At 68.9% G+C, this 20,165-nt stretch carries 16 protein-coding genes; 13 read left to right on the forward strand and 3 right to left on the reverse strand.

Annotation, left to right across the window (positions count from 1 at the left end; translation table 11 throughout):
- The first annotated feature begins 77 nt into the window (after positions 1–77).
- From metH to G7B71_RS07340, 3 genes are all read left to right on the forward strand, one after another.
- Complete coding sequence (gene metH, locus G7B71_RS07330) at positions 78–2,711, forward strand: methionine synthase (RefSeq protein ID WP_166039446.1); 2,634 nt, start codon at positions 78–80, stop codon at positions 2,709–2,711.
- A 94-nt stretch (positions 2,712–2,805) separates the two neighbouring features.
- The gene (locus G7B71_RS07335; protein WP_166039409.1) at positions 2,806–3,756 is read left to right on the forward strand and encodes a right-handed parallel beta-helix repeat-containing protein; all 951 of its coding nucleotides are present in this window, start codon (positions 2,806–2,808) and stop codon (positions 3,754–3,756) included.
- 36 nt (positions 3,757–3,792) lie between these two features.
- Positions 3,793–5,820: a protein-disulfide reductase DsbD domain-containing protein gene (locus tag G7B71_RS07340; protein WP_166039411.1), complete on the forward strand. Its 2,028-nt coding sequence runs from the start codon at positions 3,793–3,795 to the stop codon at positions 5,818–5,820.
- On the opposite strand, the gene G7B71_RS07345 is transcribed toward G7B71_RS07340, so the two are convergent.
- A complete protein-coding gene (locus G7B71_RS07345; RefSeq protein WP_166039413.1) occupies positions 5,800–7,476 on the reverse strand; it encodes an amidohydrolase in 1,677 nt (558 codons plus the stop codon). The genes G7B71_RS07340 and G7B71_RS07345 overlap by 21 nt on opposite strands.
- Before the next feature lie 57 nt (positions 7,477–7,533).
- On the opposite strand from G7B71_RS07345, the gene G7B71_RS07350 reads away from it, so the two are divergent.
- Complete coding sequence (locus G7B71_RS07350; protein ID WP_166039415.1) at positions 7,534–8,775, forward strand: threonine ammonia-lyase; 1,242 nt, start codon at positions 7,534–7,536, stop codon at positions 8,773–8,775.
- 127 nt (positions 8,776–8,902) lie between these two features.
- Positions 8,903–9,676: an arginyltransferase gene (locus tag G7B71_RS07355; RefSeq protein ID WP_166039417.1), complete on the forward strand. Its 774-nt coding sequence runs from the start codon at positions 8,903–8,905 to the stop codon at positions 9,674–9,676.
- A 3-nt stretch (positions 9,677–9,679) separates the two neighbouring features.
- On the opposite strand, the gene G7B71_RS07360 is transcribed toward G7B71_RS07355, so the two are convergent.
- Positions 9,680–10,342 (reverse strand): tetratricopeptide repeat protein, encoded by a 663-nt coding sequence (locus G7B71_RS07360; protein WP_166039420.1) that lies wholly within the window; start codon positions 10,340–10,342, stop codon positions 9,680–9,682.
- A 97-nt stretch (positions 10,343–10,439) separates the two neighbouring features.
- Here G7B71_RS07360 and G7B71_RS07365 point away from each other — a divergent pair, with 97 nt between their 5' ends.
- The 6 genes from G7B71_RS07365 (at position 10,440) to G7B71_RS07390 (ending at position 15,962) form a co-directional block, all read left to right on the forward strand.
- Positions 10,440–10,925: a RidA family protein gene (locus tag G7B71_RS07365; protein WP_166039422.1), complete on the forward strand. Its 486-nt coding sequence runs from the start codon at positions 10,440–10,442 to the stop codon at positions 10,923–10,925.
- Between the two features lie 14 nt (positions 10,926–10,939).
- A complete protein-coding gene (locus G7B71_RS07370; RefSeq protein ID WP_166039424.1) occupies positions 10,940–12,511 on the forward strand; it encodes an FAD-dependent oxidoreductase in 1,572 nt (523 codons plus the stop codon).
- Positions 12,512–12,528: 17 nt separating this feature from the next.
- On the forward strand, positions 12,529–13,293 hold the full coding sequence (locus tag G7B71_RS07375) for a methyltransferase domain-containing protein (RefSeq protein WP_166039426.1): 765 nt from the start codon (positions 12,529–12,531) through the stop codon (positions 13,291–13,293).
- A gap of 5 nt (positions 13,294–13,298) precedes the next feature.
- Positions 13,299–13,724, forward strand: a complete 426-nt coding sequence (locus tag G7B71_RS07380; protein WP_166039429.1) for a DUF1801 domain-containing protein — start codon at positions 13,299–13,301, stop codon at positions 13,722–13,724.
- A gap of 87 nt (positions 13,725–13,811) precedes the next feature.
- Positions 13,812–14,936 (forward strand): DUF47 family protein, encoded by a 1,125-nt coding sequence (locus G7B71_RS07385; RefSeq protein WP_166039448.1) that lies wholly within the window; start codon positions 13,812–13,814, stop codon positions 14,934–14,936.
- A 12-nt stretch (positions 14,937–14,948) separates the two neighbouring features.
- Positions 14,949–15,962, forward strand: a complete 1,014-nt coding sequence (locus tag G7B71_RS07390) for an inorganic phosphate transporter (RefSeq protein WP_166039431.1) — start codon at positions 14,949–14,951, stop codon at positions 15,960–15,962.
- 15 nt (positions 15,963–15,977) lie between these two features.
- Here the strand turns inward: G7B71_RS07390 and G7B71_RS07395 are convergent, their stop codons facing one another.
- Complete coding sequence (locus G7B71_RS07395) at positions 15,978–18,512, reverse strand: PAS domain-containing protein (protein WP_207774734.1); 2,535 nt, start codon at positions 18,510–18,512, stop codon at positions 15,978–15,980.
- A 250-nt stretch (positions 18,513–18,762) separates the two neighbouring features.
- Between G7B71_RS07395 and G7B71_RS07400 the strand changes: the two genes are divergently transcribed.
- Both G7B71_RS07400 and G7B71_RS07405 read left to right on the forward strand, forming a co-directional pair.
- The gene (locus tag G7B71_RS07400; RefSeq protein WP_166039434.1) at positions 18,763–19,134 is read left to right on the forward strand and encodes a BlaI/MecI/CopY family transcriptional regulator; all 372 of its coding nucleotides are present in this window, start codon (positions 18,763–18,765) and stop codon (positions 19,132–19,134) included.
- On the forward strand, positions 19,131–20,165 hold a 1,035-nt coding region (locus G7B71_RS07405; RefSeq protein WP_166039436.1), incomplete at its 3' end, for a M56 family metallopeptidase. The genes G7B71_RS07400 and G7B71_RS07405, both read left to right, overlap by 4 nt.

The following is a 20,165-nucleotide window of genomic DNA, read 5'->3' on the forward strand; positions in this document are numbered from 1 at the left end:
AGAATTGGAAGTCAGTGATTGTGATTGAAGCTTTGAACCGGTCGAACGAGAACCCCTCACCCGTCAGCGCTGACGCGCTGCCACCCTCTCCCGCAAGGGGAGAGGGGCAAGGCTCCGCCTTCGTCAATATCGGCGAACGGACCAACGTCACCGGATCGGCCAAGTTCAAGAAGCTGATCATGGCCGGCGACTATGCCGCCGCGGTCGAGGTCGCTCGCGACCAGGTCGAGAACGGCGCCCAGATCATCGACATCAACATGGACGAGGGCCTGCTCGATGCCGAGTATGCCATGACCACCTTCCTCAAGCTGATCGCGGCCGAGCCGGACATCGCCCGGGTCCCCTTCATGATCGACAGCTCCAAGTGGAGCGTGATCGAGGCCGGCCTCAAATGCGTGTCGGGCAAGCCGATCGTGAACTCGATCAGCATGAAGGAAGGCGAAGAGGCTTTCCTCGAGCAGGCCCGCAAGGTCCGCGACTATGGCGCCGCCGTCGTCGTGATGGCGTTCGACGAGGTCGGCCAGGCCGACACCAAGGAGCGCAAGGTCGAGATCTGCACCCGCGCCTACGACCTGCTCGTCGCCGACGGCTTCCCGGCCGAGGACATCATCTTCGACCCCAACATCTTCGCGATCGCCACGGGAATCGACGAGCATCGCCGCTACGCGCTCGACTTCATCGAGGCGTCGCGCGAGATCCGCGCCCGCTGTCCCGGCGCCCACATTTCCGGCGGCCTGTCGAACCTCAGCTTCTCGTTCCGCGGCAACGAGCCGGTGCGCCGCGCGATGCACTCCGTGTTCCTCTACCACGCCATTCCGGCGGGCCTGGACATGGCCATCGTCAACGCCGGTCAGCTCGACGTCTACGACCAGATCGAGCCGGAGCTTCGCGAGGCCTGCGAGGACGTCATCCTCGACCGCACGCCCAGGCAAGGCGGCGACGCCACCGAGCGGCTGATCGCGCTCGCCGAGAAATATCGCGGCACCGACGCGGCGGCCGAGAAGGCCGCCGAGGAGTGGCGCTCCTGGCCGGTCGCCAAGCGGCTCGAGCACGCTCTGGTCAAGGGCATCGACGCTTATGTCGTCGAGGACACCGAGGAAGCGCGCCAGACCGCGGCCCGCCCGATCGAGGTGATCGAAGGCCCGCTGATGGACGGCATGAACGTCGTCGGCGACCTGTTCGGCTCCGGCAAGATGTTCCTTCCGCAGGTGGTGAAGTCCGCTCGCGTGATGAAGAAGGCCGTCGCCCACCTCCTCCCGTTCATCGAGGCGGAGAAGGAGAAGAACGGGGTCACCGCCGGCAAGGGCAAGGTCGTGATGGCGACCGTCAAGGGCGACGTCCACGACATCGGCAAGAACATCGTCGGCGTCGTCCTTCAGTGCAACGGCTTCGAGGTGATCGACCTCGGCGTGATGGTGCCCTGGCAGAACATCCTCGAGGCGGCCAACGAGAACCAGGCCGACATGATCGGCCTCTCCGGCCTGATCACGCCGTCGCTCGACGAGATGGTGACGGTGGCGAGCGAGATGCAGCGCGCCGGCATGACCCTGCCGCTGCTGATCGGCGGGGCGACCACGTCGAAGGTGCACACGGCGCTTCGAATCGACGGGGCTTATGAAGGCCCGGTGCTTCACGTTCTCGACGCCAGCCGCGCGGTCGGAGTCGCGTCCAGCCTCGTCTCCGACACCCAGAAGGAGCCGCTCGTCGAGAAGACTGCCGCCGAATATGAGCAGGTCCGCCTCACCCGCGCCAACAAGGGCCAGAACGAGCTCGCCACCCTCGCCGAGGCGCGCGCCAACGCCTTTCCCTACGACCCCTCCGGCAAGGCCCCGGCTCCGGCGCGCCCCGGCATCCACAATTTCGGCGAGTGGCCGCTTCGCGAGCTTCGCTCGGCGATCGACTGGACGCCCTTCTTCCGCGCCTGGGAACTGGCCGGCACCTACCCCGCCATCCTCGACGACGAAGTGGTCGGCGAGAGCGCCCGCAACCTGTTCAACGACGCGCAGGCCATGCTCGACAAGATCATCGCCGAGCATTGGGTCACTCCGCGCGGCACCGTCGGCCTGTGGCGCTGCAAGCGCGACGGCGACGACATCCTCGTCCTCGCCGGCAACGACTGGACCCGGGTGCCCATGCTTCGCCAGCAGGTGAAGAAGCGCGAGGGCCGGCCCAACATGTGCCTCGCCGACTTCATCGATCCCGACGGCGAGGATTGGATCGGCGGCTTCGCGGTCGGAATCCACGGCCTCGAGCCGCACCTCGCGCGGTTCAAGGAGCAAAATGACGATTATTCGGACATCTTGCTCAAGGCGCTCGCCGACCGTCTCGCCGAGGCCTTCGCCGAGACGCTCCACGCCCATGTCCGTGAAGGCATGTGGGGCTATGCCGGCACCGAGCACCTCACCAACCAGGACCTGATCCGCGAGCAATATGAGGGCATCCGCCCGGCGCCCGGCTATCCGGCCTGCCCGGACCACAGCCTGAAGCCGGTGCTGTTCGAGATGCTCGGCGGCGAACCCGCCGGAGTCACGCTGACCGACAATTTCGCGATGCTCCCGACCAGCGCGGTCTCGGGCTTCTATTTCGGCCACCGCGACAGCCAGTATTTCGGGGTCGCCCGGATCGGCCCGGACCAGCTTGAGGATTATGCGGCGCGGCGCGGCGTGGACCTCGAGCAGGCCACGCGTTGGCTGAGGCCGAACCTGGATTGACGAAGCCGGGCCGGATCGTCCCAGCCTGAACCACGGACGCGATTAACCCCCTTCGTGCATCGACGGCGTTGCCGCTTCATGTCACCCCGGCGGCATGAGGAAGCTCGCTTTCGCCGTCTTGCTCGCGATCGCCGTGAGCCCGGGCCATGCCCAGTCGATCGGCGAGCCTGCCGCGCCGGTGTTCGTGGTGCAGGAGACGGGCGCCAGCTTCTTCACCCTGCAGGACGCGGTGCGCTCGATCGGCGAGGGGCGCGGCACCATCCGCATCCCGCCGGGGACCTACCAGGAATGCGCGGTGCAGGACGGCGGCGACATCGCCTATGTCGCCGAGCAAGCCGGCAGCGTCATCTTCGACATGGTCGCCTGCGAGCAGAAGGCGGCCTTGGTGCTCCGTGGCCGGTCGGCGACGGTCGAGGGCATCGTCTTCCAGAACATGGCGGTGCCCGACGGCAACGGCTCGGGCATCCGAGTCGAGCAAGGCGACCTCACCGTCCGCGAGAGCCTGTTCCGCAACAGCGAGAGCGGCATCCTGTCCGCCTCCGACCCGGACGGCACGATCCGCGTCGAGCGCTCGACCTTCTCGGGGCTCGGCCGCTGCGACCGCGACCTCGACTGCGCTCATTCGATCTACGTCAACGGCTATGGCGCGCTGTCGATCGCCAACTCACGGTTCGAGCGCGGCACCGGTGGCCATTATGTGAAGAGCCGCGCGGCGCGGGTCGAGGTGGTCGATTCGAGCTTCGACGACAGCGCCGGCCGCACCACCAACTACATGATCGACTTGCCCAACGGCGCCAGCGGCCTGATCGCCCGCAACGCCTTCGTGCAAGGTCGCGACAAGGAGAATTACAGCGCGTTCGTCGCCATTGCGTCGGAAGGGCTGGAGCATGACACGTCCGGCCTGGTCGTCGCGGACAACGAGGCGGAGCTGGTGCCGGGCCTCTATCGTCGCACCGCGTTCGTCGCGGACTTGTCGGGAGCGCCGATCCGCCTCCAGGGCAACCGCCTCGGCCGCCAGATCACGGAGTTCGAGCGGCGCCAGTGATGCAGTCGGCGGCGCAACTGCTATAGCGGGTGCGCAATGATCCGCCTGCTCGCTTTCCTCCTCACCCTGCTGATCGCCGTTCCGGCCGCCGCGCAGCCACTCGCCGCCGGCCGCAACCATATCGCCGCCGAGCTGGTCGCCGAGAGCGCGACGCCCGCCCCCGGCCAGAGCGTCACAATCGCTTTCTCCTTCACGCCGGAGCCGGGCTGGCACGGTTACTGGCTCAACCCCGGCGACGCGGGCCAGGCGGCGCGGGTGGAATGGCAGCTGCCGGACGGCGCGGAGGTCGGCGCGCTGCGCTACCCGGTGCCGGAACGGCTCATCATCCAGGGGCTGATGAACCATGTGTTCAACGGCCCCCACGCCTTCCTCGCGACGCTTCGGCTGCCCGCCGGGATCGCCCCCGGCACGGCGATCCCGGTGCGGGCGCGGATCGACTATCTCGCCTGCACCGACGAGATCTGCGTGCCCGAGCGCGCCAACCTCAGCCTGGACCTGCGCGCTGGCGATGGCAGCGTCGCCGGCGACCAGCGCACCCGCTTCGACGCCTGGCGCGCCGCCTTGCCGCGCCCGCTCGGCAGCGAAGGTGCCTTCGAGTTCCGGGACGGGCGCCTGCGGGTGGCGGTGCCGCTGCCGGCGTCGGTGGGGGTGAATGACCCGCACCTGTTCGCGGCCACCCCCAATGCCCTGATCTATGCCGCCGACCAGGCGATCAGCCGCAACGGCGATATGCTGATCGTGGAGACCCAGGCGGGAAGCCAGGCGAACGGCCTCGCCGGGTTCGAGGGGCTGATCGCCATCGGCGAGGGCCAAGGGCTCGCCTTCGCGGCACGACCCGGACCGGTGCCGCCGGCCGGCGAGCCGATCCGCGCCGTCGTCTCCGGCGGGAGCGTAAGTCTGATCGTCGCCCTGCTCGGCGCGATCCTCGGCGGGCTGATCCTCAACATCATGCCGTGCGTCTTCCCGATCCTCAGCCTGAAGGCGCTGAGCCTCGCGCGGGCGGGCGAGACTCCGCAGAAGGCGCGGGCGGAGGCGCTCGCCTACAGCGCCGGAGTCATCGTCACCTGCCTTGCGCTTGGCGCCCTGCTGCTCGTCCTGCGTGCCAGCGGCGAGGCGGTGGGCTGGGCGTTCCAGCTTCAGGAGCCGCGCGTTGTGCTGCTGCTCCTGCTGCTGACCACCGCGGTGGCGCTCAACCTCGCCGGGCTGTTCCGCCTGCCCGGCCTGTCGCTCGACCGCGCCGACGGCGGCCGCACCAGCGCCTTCGCGACCGGCGCCCTCGCCGCCTTCGTCGCAACGCCGTGCACCGGCCCCTTCATGGCCGCGGCGCTCGGCGCGACGCTCGTTCTGCCGACGACCGGCGCGCTGGCGGTGTTCGGCGGCCTCGGCCTCGGCCTGGCGCTGCCCTTCCTGCTGCTCGGCTTCGTGCCCGCCCTGCGCCGCCGAATCCCGCGCCCCGGGCCGTGGATGGTGAAGATGCAGCGGCTGCTGTCGATCCCGATGTTCCTGACCGCGCTCGGCCTCGCCTGGGTGCTCGGGCGGCAGACCGGCGTCGACGGCATGGCGCTCGGCCTCGCCGCCGCTCTCGCCCTCGGCCTGCTGCTGTGGTGGATCGGCGCGCGCAGCGAGCGGAACCACCGCCTCGCCGCCGCCGCGGCGATGGTCGCTGTGGTCGCAGGCTCGCTGCTGGTCGTCCGCACCGGCGAGACGGCGCCGCGCAGCTCGGCGACCCTGCTCGGCGCCGAGCCGTTCAGCGAAACACGGCTCTCAGCCCTCCGCGCCGAGCGACGGCCGGTCTTCGTCTATTTCACCGCCGACTGGTGCCTGAGCTGCAAGGTCAACGAGCGCGGACCGCTGGCGAGCGCCGCGGTCACCGAAGCGTTCCGCGCCAAGGGCGTCCGAGTCCTCGAAGGCGACTGGACTCTGGGCGACGCCGAGATCGGCCGCTTCCTCGAACGCCACGGCCGCTCGGGGGTGCCCCTCTATCTCTACTACGCGCCCGGCCGGGAGCCGCTGGTGCTCCCGCAAATCCTGACCGCCAGCGCCCTAACCGCGCTCGCTGGCTGAGGTGCCGTCCGACCACACCCGCTCGCCGCCGATCCAGGTCTCGATCACCCGGGTGTCGCGCACCTGCTGCTGGTCCATCCCATCGAAGATGTCGCGGTCGATGAAGATGAAGTCGGCGTACCGGCCCGGCTGGAGGCTGCCGATCCGATCCTCGGCGAATCCGGCATAGGCGGCGCCGGCGGTGAAGGCGGCGAGCGCCTCCTCAAGCGACAGCCGCTGCGCCGGAAGCCAGCCGCCCGGCGGACGCCCCTGGGCGTCCTCGCGGCTCATTCCGGCGGCGAGGCCGTGGAACGGATTGGGGCTCTCGACCGGAAAGTCGGAGCCGAAGGCGAGCCGAGCGCCATTGTCGAGCATCGAGCGCCAGGCATAGGCGCCTCCGAGCCTCGGCAGGCCCATCCGCGCCTCGGCCATGTGCATGTCGCTGGTCTGGTGGACCGGCTGCATCGACGCGATGATGCCGTTGCGGCCGAAGCGCGCCAGGTCGGCGGGGTCGACGATCTGGGCATGCTCGATCCGCCAGCGCCGGTCGCCCGGGAACAGCGGCGCAAGCGCCTCGATCGCGCCCAGCAGCTGGGCGTTGGCAGCGTCGCCGATCGCATGGGTCGCGACCTGAAAGCCGCCGCTCGCCGCGGCTTCCATCTGCGCGCGCAGCTGCGCGTCCGTCAAAAAGCCGAGGCCGTGCTGGCCCGGCGCGTCGCGATAATCATGCTTGAGCCAGGCGCCGCGCGAGCCGAGCGCGCCGTCCGAGTAGATCTTGATCCCGCCCATGCGCAGCCGGCCGCCATAGAGCCACGGCGTCGGCCCGTTAGGCGCGACCGTGCGCAGCGCGTCGAGGCTGCTCGCATAGCTCATGACTCGAAGCTGCAGCCGGCCCGCCTCGCCGGCACGGCTCATGGTCTGCCAGTCCTCGACGCTGGTGCCCATGTCGGCGGCGGCGGTGATCCCGGTCGACAGAAGCAACCGCTGCGCCTCGGCCAAGGCGCGGTCGCGCTGTTCGGCGGTCGGCGCCGGCACGTGGCGCTGGATCAGCTGCTCGGCGGCGTCGACGAAGATTCCCGACGGCTGGCCGCCGACCTGCTCGATCCGCCCGCCCTCCGGCGACTGGGTCGCGGCGGTGATCCCGGCGGCGCGCATCGCCGCGCTGTTCGCCCAGCCGGCATGGCCGTCGACGCGGCCGAGCCACACCGGCCGGTCGGACACGGCGGAGTCGAGATCGGCGGCGGTGGGGAAGCGGCCGAGGCCCCAGCGCTCCTGGTTCCAGCCGCGCCCGATGATCCAGGGCAGGTCCGGATTGGCCGCGGCATAGGCGCGGATCCGCGCCTGCGCCTCGGCGAGGCTGGTCGTGTCGCTGAGGTCGAGCTGAAGCGCCGCCGTGCCGAGCCCCATCACATGGCCGTGAGCATCGATCAGGCCCGGGATGAGCGTGCGTCCGCGCCCGTCGATGCGCGGGGCGGTAACCGGCATCATCGGCCGCGCCTCTCCCTGGCGCAGCAGGCTCGAGACTCGGCCGTTGGTGTCGATCACCATTCCGGTGAACCGTTCGAGGCGGCCGTCGGCGCCGATCGTGTAGCCGTTGACGTTGTTGACCAGGGTCTGGGCGGAAGCCGGCGCGGCGAGGCCGGCCAGGGCGAGGAGGGCGAGGAGGAAGCGGGTCATGCCGGGGGCTTATCCGCTGTTTGCGCGGGCCGCCAGATGGGTCTAGACGGCGCCCCCATGGCCCGAACCGCCGCGAGCGTCACCGAACTCCCCGTCACCATCGCAGACGTCGAAGCCGCCGCCGGGCGGATCGAAGGCGCGGTCGTGCAGACCCCGACCCTGCTCAGCCGCACCCTGTCCGAGCGCACCGGCGCGACCGTCTACGTGAAGCTGGAGAATCTCCAGTTCACCGGTGCCTACAAGGAGCGCGGCGCGCTGAACCGCCTGCTCCAGCTCAGCGAGGAGCAGAAGAGTCGCGGGGTGATCGCGGCCTCGGCCGGCAACCACGCCCAGGGACTTGCCTATCACGCGCGCCGCCTCGGCATCCCCGCGACCATCGTGATGCCGGCGCCGACGCCGTCGGTGAAGGTGTCGCAGACCGAGCGGTTCGGCGCCGAGATCGTGCTGGAAGGCGAGACATTCGACGAGGCGCTCGCCTGCGCCCTGCGTATCCAGGAAGAGCGCGGCCTCACCTTCGTGCCGCCGTTCGATGACCCCTATATCATCGCCGGCGCCGGCACCGTCGGCCTCGAGATGATGACCGAACAGCCCGACCTCGACGTGCTCGTCGTGCCAATCGGCGGCGGCGGCCTCATTTCGGGCATCGCCATCGCCGCGAAGGCGATGAATCCCGATATCGAGGTGATCGGGGTCCAGGCCGAGCTGTTCCCGTCGATGTTCTGCAAGGTCACCGGCGAGAAGCGTCCCTGCGTCGGCGACACCATCGCCGAGGGCATCGCGGTCAAGCGCCCGGGCGCGCTCACCGGCCAGATCGTGGACGCCCTGGTCGACGAGATCTTGCTGGTCCCCGAACGCGACCTCGAGACCGCGGTCAGTCTGCTCATCCAGTTGGAACGCACGGTCGCCGAGGGCGCGGGAGCCGCCGGCCTCGCCGCGCTCCTGACGCATCCTGAGCGGTTCGCCGGGCGCAAAGTCGGTGTCGTCGTCACCGGCGGCAATATCGACACGCGCCTTCTCGCCACCGTACTGCTGCGCGACCTCGCGCGGCAGGGCCGCATGACCCGCCTTCGAATCCAGATCCACGACCGCCCGGGCGCGATGTTCGGCGTCGTGCGGCTGTTCGAGAAGCACCAGGTCAACATCATCGAGATCGACCATCAGCGCATCTTCACCAAGCTGCCGGCCAAGGACGCCTTCATCGAGATCGAGTGCGAGGCCCGCGACACCGGCCAGCTCGACCGAATGATCGAGGACATCCGCGCGTCCGGTCTCAACGTCGAACCGGTAGCGATCGACTGAGATTCAGTCCCCGCGCGGGACGTTAGGCAAAGGCTGGGGATAAGCGGCTTTCTTTCGCTTTCCAGCGACTCGCGTTGACACCATAATGTGCCGGTAACCGTTCCTCTCGCAAAGGGCTGGAGACCAGGTGAGCGCACCGTTCCGCTTCCCCCGTTTCTTCGTCACCACGCCCTCGCCGTGTCCATATCTCGTGGGCAAGACCGAGCGGAAGGTGTTCACGGAGCTGTCGGGCCCGCATTCGGACGAGCTCAACGACGCGCTCGGCCGCATCGGCTTCCGGCGCAGCCAGAACGTCGCCTACCGGCCCAGCTGCATCGATTGCGCCGCCTGCGTGTCGGTCCGCGTCGTCGCCTCTGAATTCCAGGCGAACCACAGCCAGAAGCGCACGCTGAAGCGCCACGCCGACCTCGAGGTCACCGCCTGCAAGCCGTGGGCGACCAGCGAGCAATATGAGCTTCTGCGCCGCTATCTCCACGCCCGCCACCCGCAGGGCGGCATGGTCGAGATGGATGAGCACGACTTCTCCGACATGGTCGAGCAGTCTCCGGTGCGCACCTTCATCATCGAATATCGCGAGCCGTCGGTGGACGACGTTCCCGGCAAGCTCGTCGGCGCGTGCCTGACCGACCAGCAGGCCGACGGGCTGTCGATGATATACAGCTTCTTCGATCCCGAGGCGGAAGGACGACCGGGCCTCGGCACCTTCATCATCCTCGACCATATCGTCCGCGCGGCGCGCGCGGCCCTGCCCTATGTCTATCTCGGCTATTGGGTCGAGGATTCGCGGCGCATGGCCTACAAGTCGCGCTTCCGCCCGATCGAGAAGCTCGGCCCCAACGGCTGGCACCGCTTCGACCCGGAACAGCGCGAGCTTCCGCTCGCGGAGGCGGTCACCGCCTAAGGTTTAGGATCCCGCGGTTTGCGGGGTCGGCGTGCGGCGCGACGCCGCGAGAGCGTCGGTGAGATCGCGCGCCTGGTTGCTGTCCTCGCCATATTTCGTCCGCGCAGCGGCCAGGCCGCGCTCCAGCTCGGCAGTAAGCTCGGGCAGGCGCGACACGCGGTTGAGGAAGATCGCCAGCTCCAGCAGCGACTCCAGGGTCTGGACATGGTCGAGGCCAAGCACCCGCTCACGCGCGCCGTAGACCCGGCGCAGAAGCGGCTCAGCGTCCTCATATTGGCGCTGCTGGAAGAACAGCTGGCCGAGGTTGGCGAGCGCGTTCAGCGTTTCCGGGTCGTTGGGCCCGGCGACGCGCTCGAGCCCCGCCGAAGCCTCCAGTGCGAGCGGAAGAGCCGCCGCATAGTCGCCCTGCAGATAGTGGATCACCGCGATGTCGTTCATCGCCTGGAAGGTCAGTCGATGAGTCCGGCCTAGCCGCCGCTCTGCGACCGACCGCGCTTCAGTCGAAAGGCGCAGCGCCTCGGCAAAATTGCCGGAGCCGAAGGCCTGGCGGGCCTGGTCGTTGATCGAACGGAAGGCCGCCTCTGCCGAACGGGGCTGCGCATGAACGGAAGGCGCCGCCACACAGGCGAGCAGGATGGGCAGGATCTTGATGATTTTGAATTGCATCGGCCCGACATGCGGCCCCGCGCGGCGAAGCGCAAGCGCGAGAGACGCTGGCAGTGTCCGCGCAACCGGTTACAACGGTGCGCCAAAGGGGAAGACGATGCGCCACCTGGTGATCGCGGGACTGCTGCTCGCCGGCACCGATCCGGCCGCCGCCCAGGAAATCCGGCGGGTCGTGCCGGAGCGCGCGCCGATCGCCGATTCGGTAGAAGTGCCGGCGGGAAGCCGGCTGGTCTATGTCAGCGGCACCGTTCCCGGCATCGCCGATCCGTCCGCGCCCGAGGGCAGTGCCGAGCGCTACGGCGACACCGCAACCCAGACCCGGTCGGTCCTGCGCACCATCGAGCAGCGCCTTGGCGAGCACGGCCTCGGCCTTGGCGACGTCGTCATGATGCGCGTGTTCCTGGTCGCGCCGCCGGGGCAGGCGCGGATGGACTTCCCCGGCATGATGACCGCCTATCGCGAGTTTTTCGGGACGGCCGCGCAGCCCAATGTGCCGGCGCGCTCGACCATGCAGGTGGCCGGGCTGGTGGTGCCGGGCTGGCTGGTCGAGATCGAGGTGACGGCGGCCGCGCGGCCGCGCTGAGGGGGGGGAGCCAAATGGGACTGACGCGGCGGGCCTTCCTCGAACGGCTGGGTGCTCTTGGTGGCTACAGCGCCGTCTATCTCGGCATGGAGGCGATGGGCCTCCTCAACGCGCCCCCCGCCAATGCCGAGCCGTTCGAACTCCCCCGCCAGGCCGGCAACGGGCGCAGCGTCGTCATCCTCGGCGCCGGAATCGCCGGCCTCGTCGCCGCCTATGAGCTGAAGCGCGCCGGCTGGGACGTCACCGTGCTGGAGGCGCGCGACCGAGTCGCCGGCCGGGTGTGGACGATCCGCGGCGGCGACCGAATCGTCCAGACGGGTCGCGCGGACCAGGTCGCCCGCTTCTCCGACGGTCTCTATTTCAACGCCGGCGCCGCGCGCATCCCCGCCGCCCACCGCACCATCCTCGGCTACGCCAAGAGCTTGAACGTCCCGCTCGAGGTGATGGTCAATGCCAACCGCGCGTCCAAATGGGATTTCGGCGGCCGCGCCTGGTCGAACCGCGAAGTCACTCACAGCCTGCGCGGCCGCTTCAGCGAGCTCCTCTCGAAGGCGATCGACCGCCATGCGCTCGACGCCGAGATCCCCGCCGGCCAGCGCGACAATCTGCGCGGCTTCCTCGCTTTCTATGGCGAGCTCAACCAGCGCGGCGAATATGAGCCGTCCGGCCGCACCGGCTATGCCGAGCATCCCGGCGGCTACAATGCGACGGGACGCGCAAACGGCGGCCTCACCCTCGAGCAGATCATGAGCCAGCCCGCCTGGGCGTTGCCGCTCGTCTTCGAGGAATTCTTCGACCAGCAGTCGCCGATGTTCCAGCCGGTCGGCGGCATGGATCGCATCGCCCATGCCCTTTACGAGCAGGTCCGGCCGCAGGTGCGGCTGAACCGCCCGGTGCTGGAGATCCGCCGGACGGGCGACCGCGTCCGAATCGTCCACGGGCCGGGTCGGCAGGCGCTGGAGGCGGACTATTGCCTGTGCACACTGCCGCTCAACCTGCTGCAGCGCATCCCAAGCGACTTCTCGCCGGCCAAGCAGGCGGCGATCGGCGGCGTCCCTTACGTGCCCGGCGGCAAGGTCGCCTTCGAATCGCGCCGCTTCTGGGAGGATGAGGGCATTTACGGCGGCCTCGGCTGGACCGACCAGGTCACCGAGAATTTGATCTACCCGTCCGGCGGCTGGCATTCGGACAAGGGCGTGCTCGTCACCGCCTATGTCGCCGGCTGGACCTCGCAGAACCACCCGGCCGAATTCACCGCGCTGAGCCACGACGAGCGGTTCCGCATCTCGCGCGAGGTGGTCGAGCGGCTTCACACCGGCCATAGCCGCGAGCTCGTCAATCCGGCCACCGTCTCCTGGGGGCTGACGCCCTGGTCGGAAGGGATCGGGCCAGCGCATCCCGACTGGTTCAGCAATCCGCGGCCCGCCCGCTATGCCGAGCTGCTGCGTCCGGAGGGTCCGATCTTCTTCGCCGGCGAGCATCTGAGCTACCTCCTGTTCTGGCAGGAAGGCGCCGCCTTGTCGGCGCAGGAGGCGATGCGGCTGATGAGCGCGCATGCCGCCGAGCGGCGGCTGGCCGCGGCGTGACGAGAGGGAGGAACATCATGTTGCTGAAGCGGATCACGATCGCGGCCGTGGCCCTGCTGGCCTTGCCGTCCTGCATGACGACCCCGCCGCCCGACTTCGCCGCCGCGGTGGCGGCGCCGGGCCGCAGCGACGCCCATCGCCAGCTCGACGAGGTGCGCCGGCCAGCCGAGATCCTTGCCTTCATGGGCCTGGAGCGCGGCGACCGAGTCCTCGATTACTTCACCGGCAATGGCTATTATGCCGAGCTGATGGCGCAGGCGGTCGGGCCGCAGGGCTCCGTCGTCGGCTGGAACAGTGCGAGCTTCGGCGCCAACCCCCAGATCCGCGCCAGCCTCGACGCCATCGCGGCGCGCAACCCCAACGCCACCTTCACCGCGTCGCCCGTCACCCAGCTGTCGTTCGCGCCGGAAGCGTTCGACTTCGTGATGATGCACCTCGTCTATCACGACGCGTATTGGGAGAGCGAGCGCTTCGGCCTGCCGCGCATCGATCCGAACACGGTCACGCGCGCCATCTACCAGACTTTGAGGCCCGGAGGCGTGCTCGCGGTCATCGACCATGTCGCCAATCCCGGCCGCGACACCCGCGCCGAGGTCGAGGCGACCCACCGCATCCTGCCCGAGACGATCCGAGCCGACTTCGAGCGCGCCGGCTTCGTGCTGGAGTCGGAGTCGCCGCTTCTGCGCAATTCCGCCGACGACCGTTCGGTCAGCGTGTTCGACCCGTCGATCCGCGGCCGCACCGACCGCGTCGTCTACCGCTTCCGCAAGCCGCGGCGGTAGGCCCGGTGGCCGAGAACAAGACCAAGCCGACGGCGGCGAGCGTCGCCGACTTCCTCGACGCCGTCCCCAACGCGCAACGGCGCGAGGACGGGAAGAAGGTCTGTGCGATGATGGAACGGCTGTCGGGCTATCCGCCGGTCCTGTGGGGGCCGAGTATCGTCGGCTTCGGCTCCTACCACTACAGATATGAGAGCGGGCGCGAAGGCGACGCGGGCAGGATCGGATTCTCGCCGCGATCGACGTCGCTCGTTCTCTACCTGGTCGACGGATACAGGGGGAAGGAGGCGCAGCTGGCCAGGCTGGGCAAGCACAAGATCGGCGTCTCCTGCCTCTACATCAGCAAGCTCGCCGACGTGGACCTCGCCGTCCTGGAGGAGATGATCACGGACTCGCTGGCCTATATGGACGAGAAATATCCCCGCGCCGACTGACCGGCCCGGCCTCCCCCCTTGCAGTCTCCGCATCTCGTGTCATGAGACTGCAACAAAAGTGTCATCGTTCGGGCGGGAGGTCCTGTCATTCAGCAGATCGCGGCTCTCCCTTACCGAAGCACCGGCACCGCCATCGACGCGCCCGTCAACGTTCTCCTGATCACATCGCGCGAGACCAAGCGTTGGGTGATTCCCAAGGGCAATTGGGCGAGCGGCGAGACTCCTCACGGCGCCGCGGCCGCCGAGGCCGAGGAGGAGGCGGGGGTGCGCGGCGCGATCTGCCCGACGCCGATCGGGTCCTACCGCTACCGCAAGCGGCGCTCCAACGGCGCCTCGCTGATGTTCGACGTCGACGTCTATCCGCTCGCCGTCACCCAGGAGCTGGACGCCTGGAAGGAGAGCGGCCAGCGCGAGCGGCGCTGGTTCCCGCTCGCCGAAGCGGCCGACGCGGTGGAGGAAGAGGATCTCGCCGACCTCATCCGCTCGTTCGGCCCGTCCGAGTTCAACAAGGCCGCGCGGCGCAACGCGATGCTCGCAGCGGTCGCCGAAAAATCGAAAGTGGGTCCGATGTTCGCCTGGTTTCAAAAGCTGTTGCCGAAGACCGGCGGGTTCTTCGAACTGTTCGAGGCGCATGCCGTCAGCCTCGTCGCGGCGGCGACCGCGGTCAGCCGGCTGCTCGAAGGCGGTCCGTCCATGGCCGACCATGTCCGCGAGATCCATGAGCGCGAGCATGACGCCGACAATGTCATCCGTGACGTTCTCACCACCGTGCGCCGGACCTTCCTGACGCCGTTCGACCGCGGCGCCATCACCAGCCTCATTGGCTCGATGGACGATGCGATCGACGAGATGCAGGCGACCGCCGCCGCGATCGACCTCTACGAATGGACGGAGTTCGATCAGGAAATGAAGGACATGGCGGCGATCGTCGTCGACTCAGCCCGGCTGACCGCCGAGGCCATGCCGCTGCTGCGGGACGTCGCCGCCAACGGCGCGCGGCTCCACGAGCTGACCGGCCGCCTGGTGCGCATGGAAGGCCATGCCGACGAGATCCACGCCGCCGGCCTCAAGCGGGCGTTCCAGAGCTACGGCGCGACCGACACGCTCCGCTTCATCGTCGCCCGCGAAATCTACAAGCATCTCGAGCGCATCGCCGATTCGTTCGAGGACGTCGCCAACGAGATCGACGGCATCGTCATCGATCATTCCTGAGGCGGCGCACCGATGCACGAACTCGCGCTGCCGCTGCTCGCCGGCCTCATCATCCTCGCGCTGGCGTTCGATTTCCTGAACGGCCTTCACGACGCCGCCAACTCGATCGCGACGGTGGTGGCGACGCGGCTGCTCGGCCCGGTCCAGGCGGTCGCCTTTGCCGCCTTCTTCAATTTCGCCGCCTACTTTTTGATGCTGGCCTTCCCGTCGCTCCACAAGGTCGCCGAGACGATCGGCAAGGGCCTCATCGACAAGGACTTGGTGACGCCGGGTGTCGTGTTCGGGGCGCTGATCGGCGCGATGTTCTGGAACGTGGTGACCTGGCTCAAGGGCATTCCGTCATCGTCGAGCCACGCGCTGGTCGGCGGAATCGTCGGCGCCGGCGTCGCCCATGCCGGCTTCACCTCGATCCAGTGGACCGGGCTCAACATGACCCTTGTCGCGATCGTGCTGTCGCCGACGCTCGGCATGATCCTGTCGATGCTGATCATGCTGGCGACCAGCTGGCTGATCGCCCGTGCCACCGTGAGCACCGCAGAGCGCAGCTTCCGCGCCCTGCACCTCGTCTCTTCGGCCGCCTACTCGGTCGGTCACGGCCTCAACGACGCTCAGAAAACGATGGGCATCATCACCGTTCTGCTCTACTCGACCGGCTATCTCAGCGGCGAGTTCCACGTGCCGCACTGGGTTGCGATCAGCTGCTACATCGCGATCGGGCTCGGCACGCTGATGGGCGGCTGGCGGATCATCGAGACGATGGGATCGCGCATCACCAAGCTGTCGCAGCACCAGGGGTTCAGCGCATCGACCGGCGGATCGGTGATGCTGTTCGCGGCGTCCGCGCTCGGCATCCCGGTGTCGACGACCCACACCATCACCGGAAGCATCATCGGCGCCGGAGTCGCTCGGCGCGCCTCGGCGGTGCGCTGGGGAGTCGCCGGCAACGTCCTCGCGGCCTGGTTCATCACCATCCCCGCCTCTGCGACGGTCGGCGCGCTCTTCTACCTGCTGACCCGATTGCTCTGAGCGCGGCTTCGGCACTCAGCCGTCCTGCTCGGGCGCTTCGGCGAGCGGGAGGGTGAAGCAGAAGGCGGTGCCGCGCGGCTCGTTGGCCTCCACCCAGATGCGGCCGCCATGCGCCTCGACGATGGCGCGGCAGATCGACAGGCCGATGCCCATCCCCTTCGGCTTCGAGCTGGCGAAGGGGACGAACAGCCGCGCGTCTTCGGCGACTCCGTCGGCCGTGTCGCTGATCCGGACCAGCGCGTCGCTGCCGCTTTTCTCCACCTCGATGCTGACCGGATCGTCGCGCCCGGCCTCCTCCATCGCCTCGCGCGCGTTGCGCAGGAGATTGAGCAGGACCTGCTCGATCTGCACCCGGTCGGCGATCACGAGGTCGGCGTCAGGGTCCACCTCGACGGTCGGCGCTGGCCCGCCGGGCAGGCTGGCGGCCGCGAGCTGGACCGCTTCGTCGATCGCGGTGGACAGGCTTTCGGGCTGCGGCGCCACGTCATTAAGCGTCGCCCGCTCATGCAGGCGGCGGACGATTTCGATGGCATAGTCCGCGCTCTTCTCCGCTGCGGCGAGCGCCTCGTCCAGATCCTGGACGCTCTGGCCCGCCGGCGAGGCCACGGCGCGCCTGATCGCGCGCACGTAATTGCCGATCGCGGTGAGCGGCTGGTTGAGCTCGTGCGACAGCACGCCCGCCATCGCGCCCGCCGCGCTGAGACGCGAAACCTGGACGAGCTCGGAGCGGACGCGATGAAGCTCCAGCTCGATTTCCTTGCGCTTGGTGATGTCGATGTCGAGGCCAACGATCCGCTCGGGGCGCCCCTGTGCATCCCTGGCCAGTTCGCCGAGCCCCAAGACCCAGCGGCGGCTGCCGTCCGGCGCGCAGGTCCGGTAGACCGCGCGGTAGGAATCGCCGGTCTTGGCGGCTCGATCGAGCTTGCGCAGGGTCGCCTCGGCATCATCCGGATGGAGGTGGGCCTGCCATTCCTCCAGGCTCAGCATTTCCGGATGATCGGACGCGAGGCCGTGCATCTCGTTGCTTCGCGGGCAGTGGCGGATCTGCCGACTGCGGAGGTCGAGCTCCCAGGTCCCCGCGCCCGCGCTGCGCTGCGCGATGCTCAGCCGCTCGAAGGCTTCCTGGGCCCGTGCCTCCGCTTCCTTGCGTTCGGTGATGTCGGAGCTGCTTCCAACCATCCGCGTCGCCAGGCCGGTGTCCGGGTCGCGCGCGACTACGCGGCCGCGGTCGAGGTTCCACAGCCATCGGCCATCGCCGCGACGGATCCGGTATTCGCACGAATAGATGTCGGTTCGGCCCTCGAGATGATCGTTGAGGCTGGCCGAGAACGTCGCCCAGTCGTCGGGATGGATCAGCTCGCGAAGCATCTCGAAGCGATCGGTGAGCAGGCCGTCCTGCTTCCCGAGCCGCTCGACCAGCCGCGGCGACATCTCGATTTCGCCATTGGCGATGTTCCAGTCCCAGGCGCCGTCGCCGGTCGCCTCCAGGACCAGTCTCAGCGTCTCCTCGCTCATCTTGATCGACGCCCGCGCCTTGCGCTCGGGCGTGACGTCGCGGAAGAAGAGCTGCTGGCCGGACGGCACCGGTCGGACATTGACGTCGAACCATCTGCCTAGGTCCGGCTGGTAGAATTCGAAGCGGACCGGCTGCCGGTCGGCTGCGGCCTTGTGCATCAGGTCCCACGCCTTGGTCCCGGCGCTGAGAGGGAAAGCCTCCCAGATCACCTGGCCGCGCAGGTCGCGGCCGTTGGTCAGTTCCTGCGCGTTGGCATTGAGATAGGTGAAGCGCCATTGCGCATCGAGCAGGAAGGCATAGTCGGTCGTGCCCTCGAGGACGTCGACGACTTCCGGCAGCGCCGGCGGCGCGCCGCTCTCGACCGCACCGCGCGGGCGCTGCGCCGGCGGCAACGGCGCCGGCGGAAGCGGTTCGGCGGCCCCGCTGTCGAGCGGAGTCAGCTCGGCGTCGATGGCCAGGCGGATCGCCTCGGGCAGGCTCGAGATGCCGAGGTCGGCCATCATGTTGGCCCGGTGCATCTCCACCGTGCGCGGGCTTAGGTCGAGCTTGCGGGCGATGGACTTGTTGGGCAGGCCCGCGAGCAGGCCCTGGAGGATCTGGCGCTCGCGCGGCGACAGCCGGTCGAGACGCGCGATGGCTGCGGTCTTGGCCTCGGCCCGGCCGCTCCTTTTGTCCGCCGTCTCGAGCGCACGCTCGATCGCCGCGATGAGTTCGGCCTCCTGATAGGGCTTCTGGAGGAAATCGACGGCCCCGAGCTTCATGGCCTGGACGGCAAGGCCCAGTTCGCCATGGCCGCTGATCATGATGACGGGGAGGGTCACGCCGCGGCGCGGCAGTTCTTCCAGTAGTTCGAGGCCGCTCCGGCCGCTCATCCGCAGGTCGAGCAGGATGCAGCCGCGGCCCAGACGGGCCTGGGCGAGAAATTCCTCGGCATCCGCATAGACCTGGGTCGCGTAGCCTTGGCCAGCAAGCAGGAAGCTGGTCGCTGCACGAACCTGCGCGTCGTCGTCGACAATATGAATGACAATTGACAAGATTAGTCTCGGACTCTGACCACAAGACACCCAGCAAGAATAGTTAACGCATTGAACGTATTCGGCGGGTTTCGCTACCGTACATTCCCCGTACTTAATCAGGGTTAGCAAAAAGCGCAGCCGGGTGGGTGCGGCTTGGGTACGGGTGCGAAACGGTCTGCTGTTCGACGAAGCCGTCCGTTCCTGCGACGAAACGGCTTGCGCCGCTGCTACAAGCGTAGCATGCTACAGATGTAGCAGGGAGGCTCTTTTGATCGATTCGCTTCCGCGCCGCGAGCGCGAAATCTTCGAGATCCTGTGCCGGGGCGAGGCGACCGCCGCCCAGGTCCGCGAGCAGATGAAGGACCCGCCGAGCTATTCGGCGGTCCGCACCATGCTCGCTCGGCTCGAGGCCAAGGGGCTGGCGAGCCACAAGACCGTCGACCAGGCCTATGTCTACAAGAGCGTTCCGCGCCCGGCGACGGTACGCGACTCCGCTCTTAAGCAGGTCGTGCGCACCTTCTTCAACGGATCGGCGGCGAGCGCCGCCACGGCCCTGCTGGGGCTCACCAAGTCCTTGTCGGCTGATGAACTCGACGCGCTCCAGAAAGCGATCGAGGAAGCAAAGGAGCGGCAGTCATGACGAGCTGGTTCTTCATCGAGATGGCCGCCAAGTCGGCCCTGATCTGCGGCCTCGCCCTCGTCCTCGCGATGGCGCTCAAGGACCGTGCCGCGGCCGACCGCGCGCGGGTGCTTCAGATCGGAGTCGCGCTGCTGGTGGCGCTGCCGCTGATCGACATCCTGTTCCCGGTGCTGCGCGTCGAGGCGTTCGCCGCGCCAGAGCCGCTGACCCAGGAGCAGATCGACGCGCTCGTGCTACTCGCCGCGGCGACGCCGGCCGGCGAGGCGAGCATCTGGGACGATCCCGCGCCGCTCATCCTGCTGCTGTGGGCGGCGGGGGCGATCGGCGTCGGCGCGCGGCTGGCCGTCGGCCTGATCACCCTGCGCCGCTGGACCCGAAGCGCGGTTCCGGCGAGCGATCCGGTCTGGGTGGACGCGCTGGAGCGTGCCCGTGAAGCGAGCGGCGCGCCCGCCAATCTGAAGCTGCTCGTCGCCGACAAGGTGCCGGGCCCGCTCGGCTGGGGTTTGTTGCGGCCGGTCATCCTGATCGATGCCGACACCTATGCCGAGCGCGAGGAGGCCGACGCGATCCTCGCCCACGAAGTCGCGCACGTCGCCCGCCGCGATTGGCCGGCGCTGATCCTGGCGCGCGTCGCCACCGCCCTGTTCTGGTTCAACCCGCTGAGCTGGGCGCTGGCCCGCGAGGCGGTGCAGCAGGCCGAGGAAGCCGCCGACGCCCATGCCGCGCGCGTCGTCGAGCCGACCCGCTATGCCGAGACCCTGCTCAGCTGGGCGCAGCTCGACCGCGGCGACGGCGTCCCCGCGACGTCGATCGCGCCGGGCCGCCACGGCCTGTCGCGGCGGGTGCGCGCGGTGCTCGAGGAACGGCTGCGCGACCGTCCCGCCGGAACGCGCATCGCCCGCTTCGCGATGTTGCTGTGCGTCGGCGTCGCCGCCCCGCTCGCGACATTGGAGCTGGTCGAAGCGGCGCGTCCGCCGGCCGCCTCGTCCCGTCCCGGCTCGTTCGCGGCCGTCGCGCAAGACGCCGCCGGC

The organism is Sphingosinicella sp. YJ22, assembly GCF_011320075.1.
In the GTDB taxonomy this organism is placed as follows: Bacteria; Pseudomonadota; Alphaproteobacteria; order Sphingomonadales; family Sphingomonadaceae; genus Allosphingosinicella.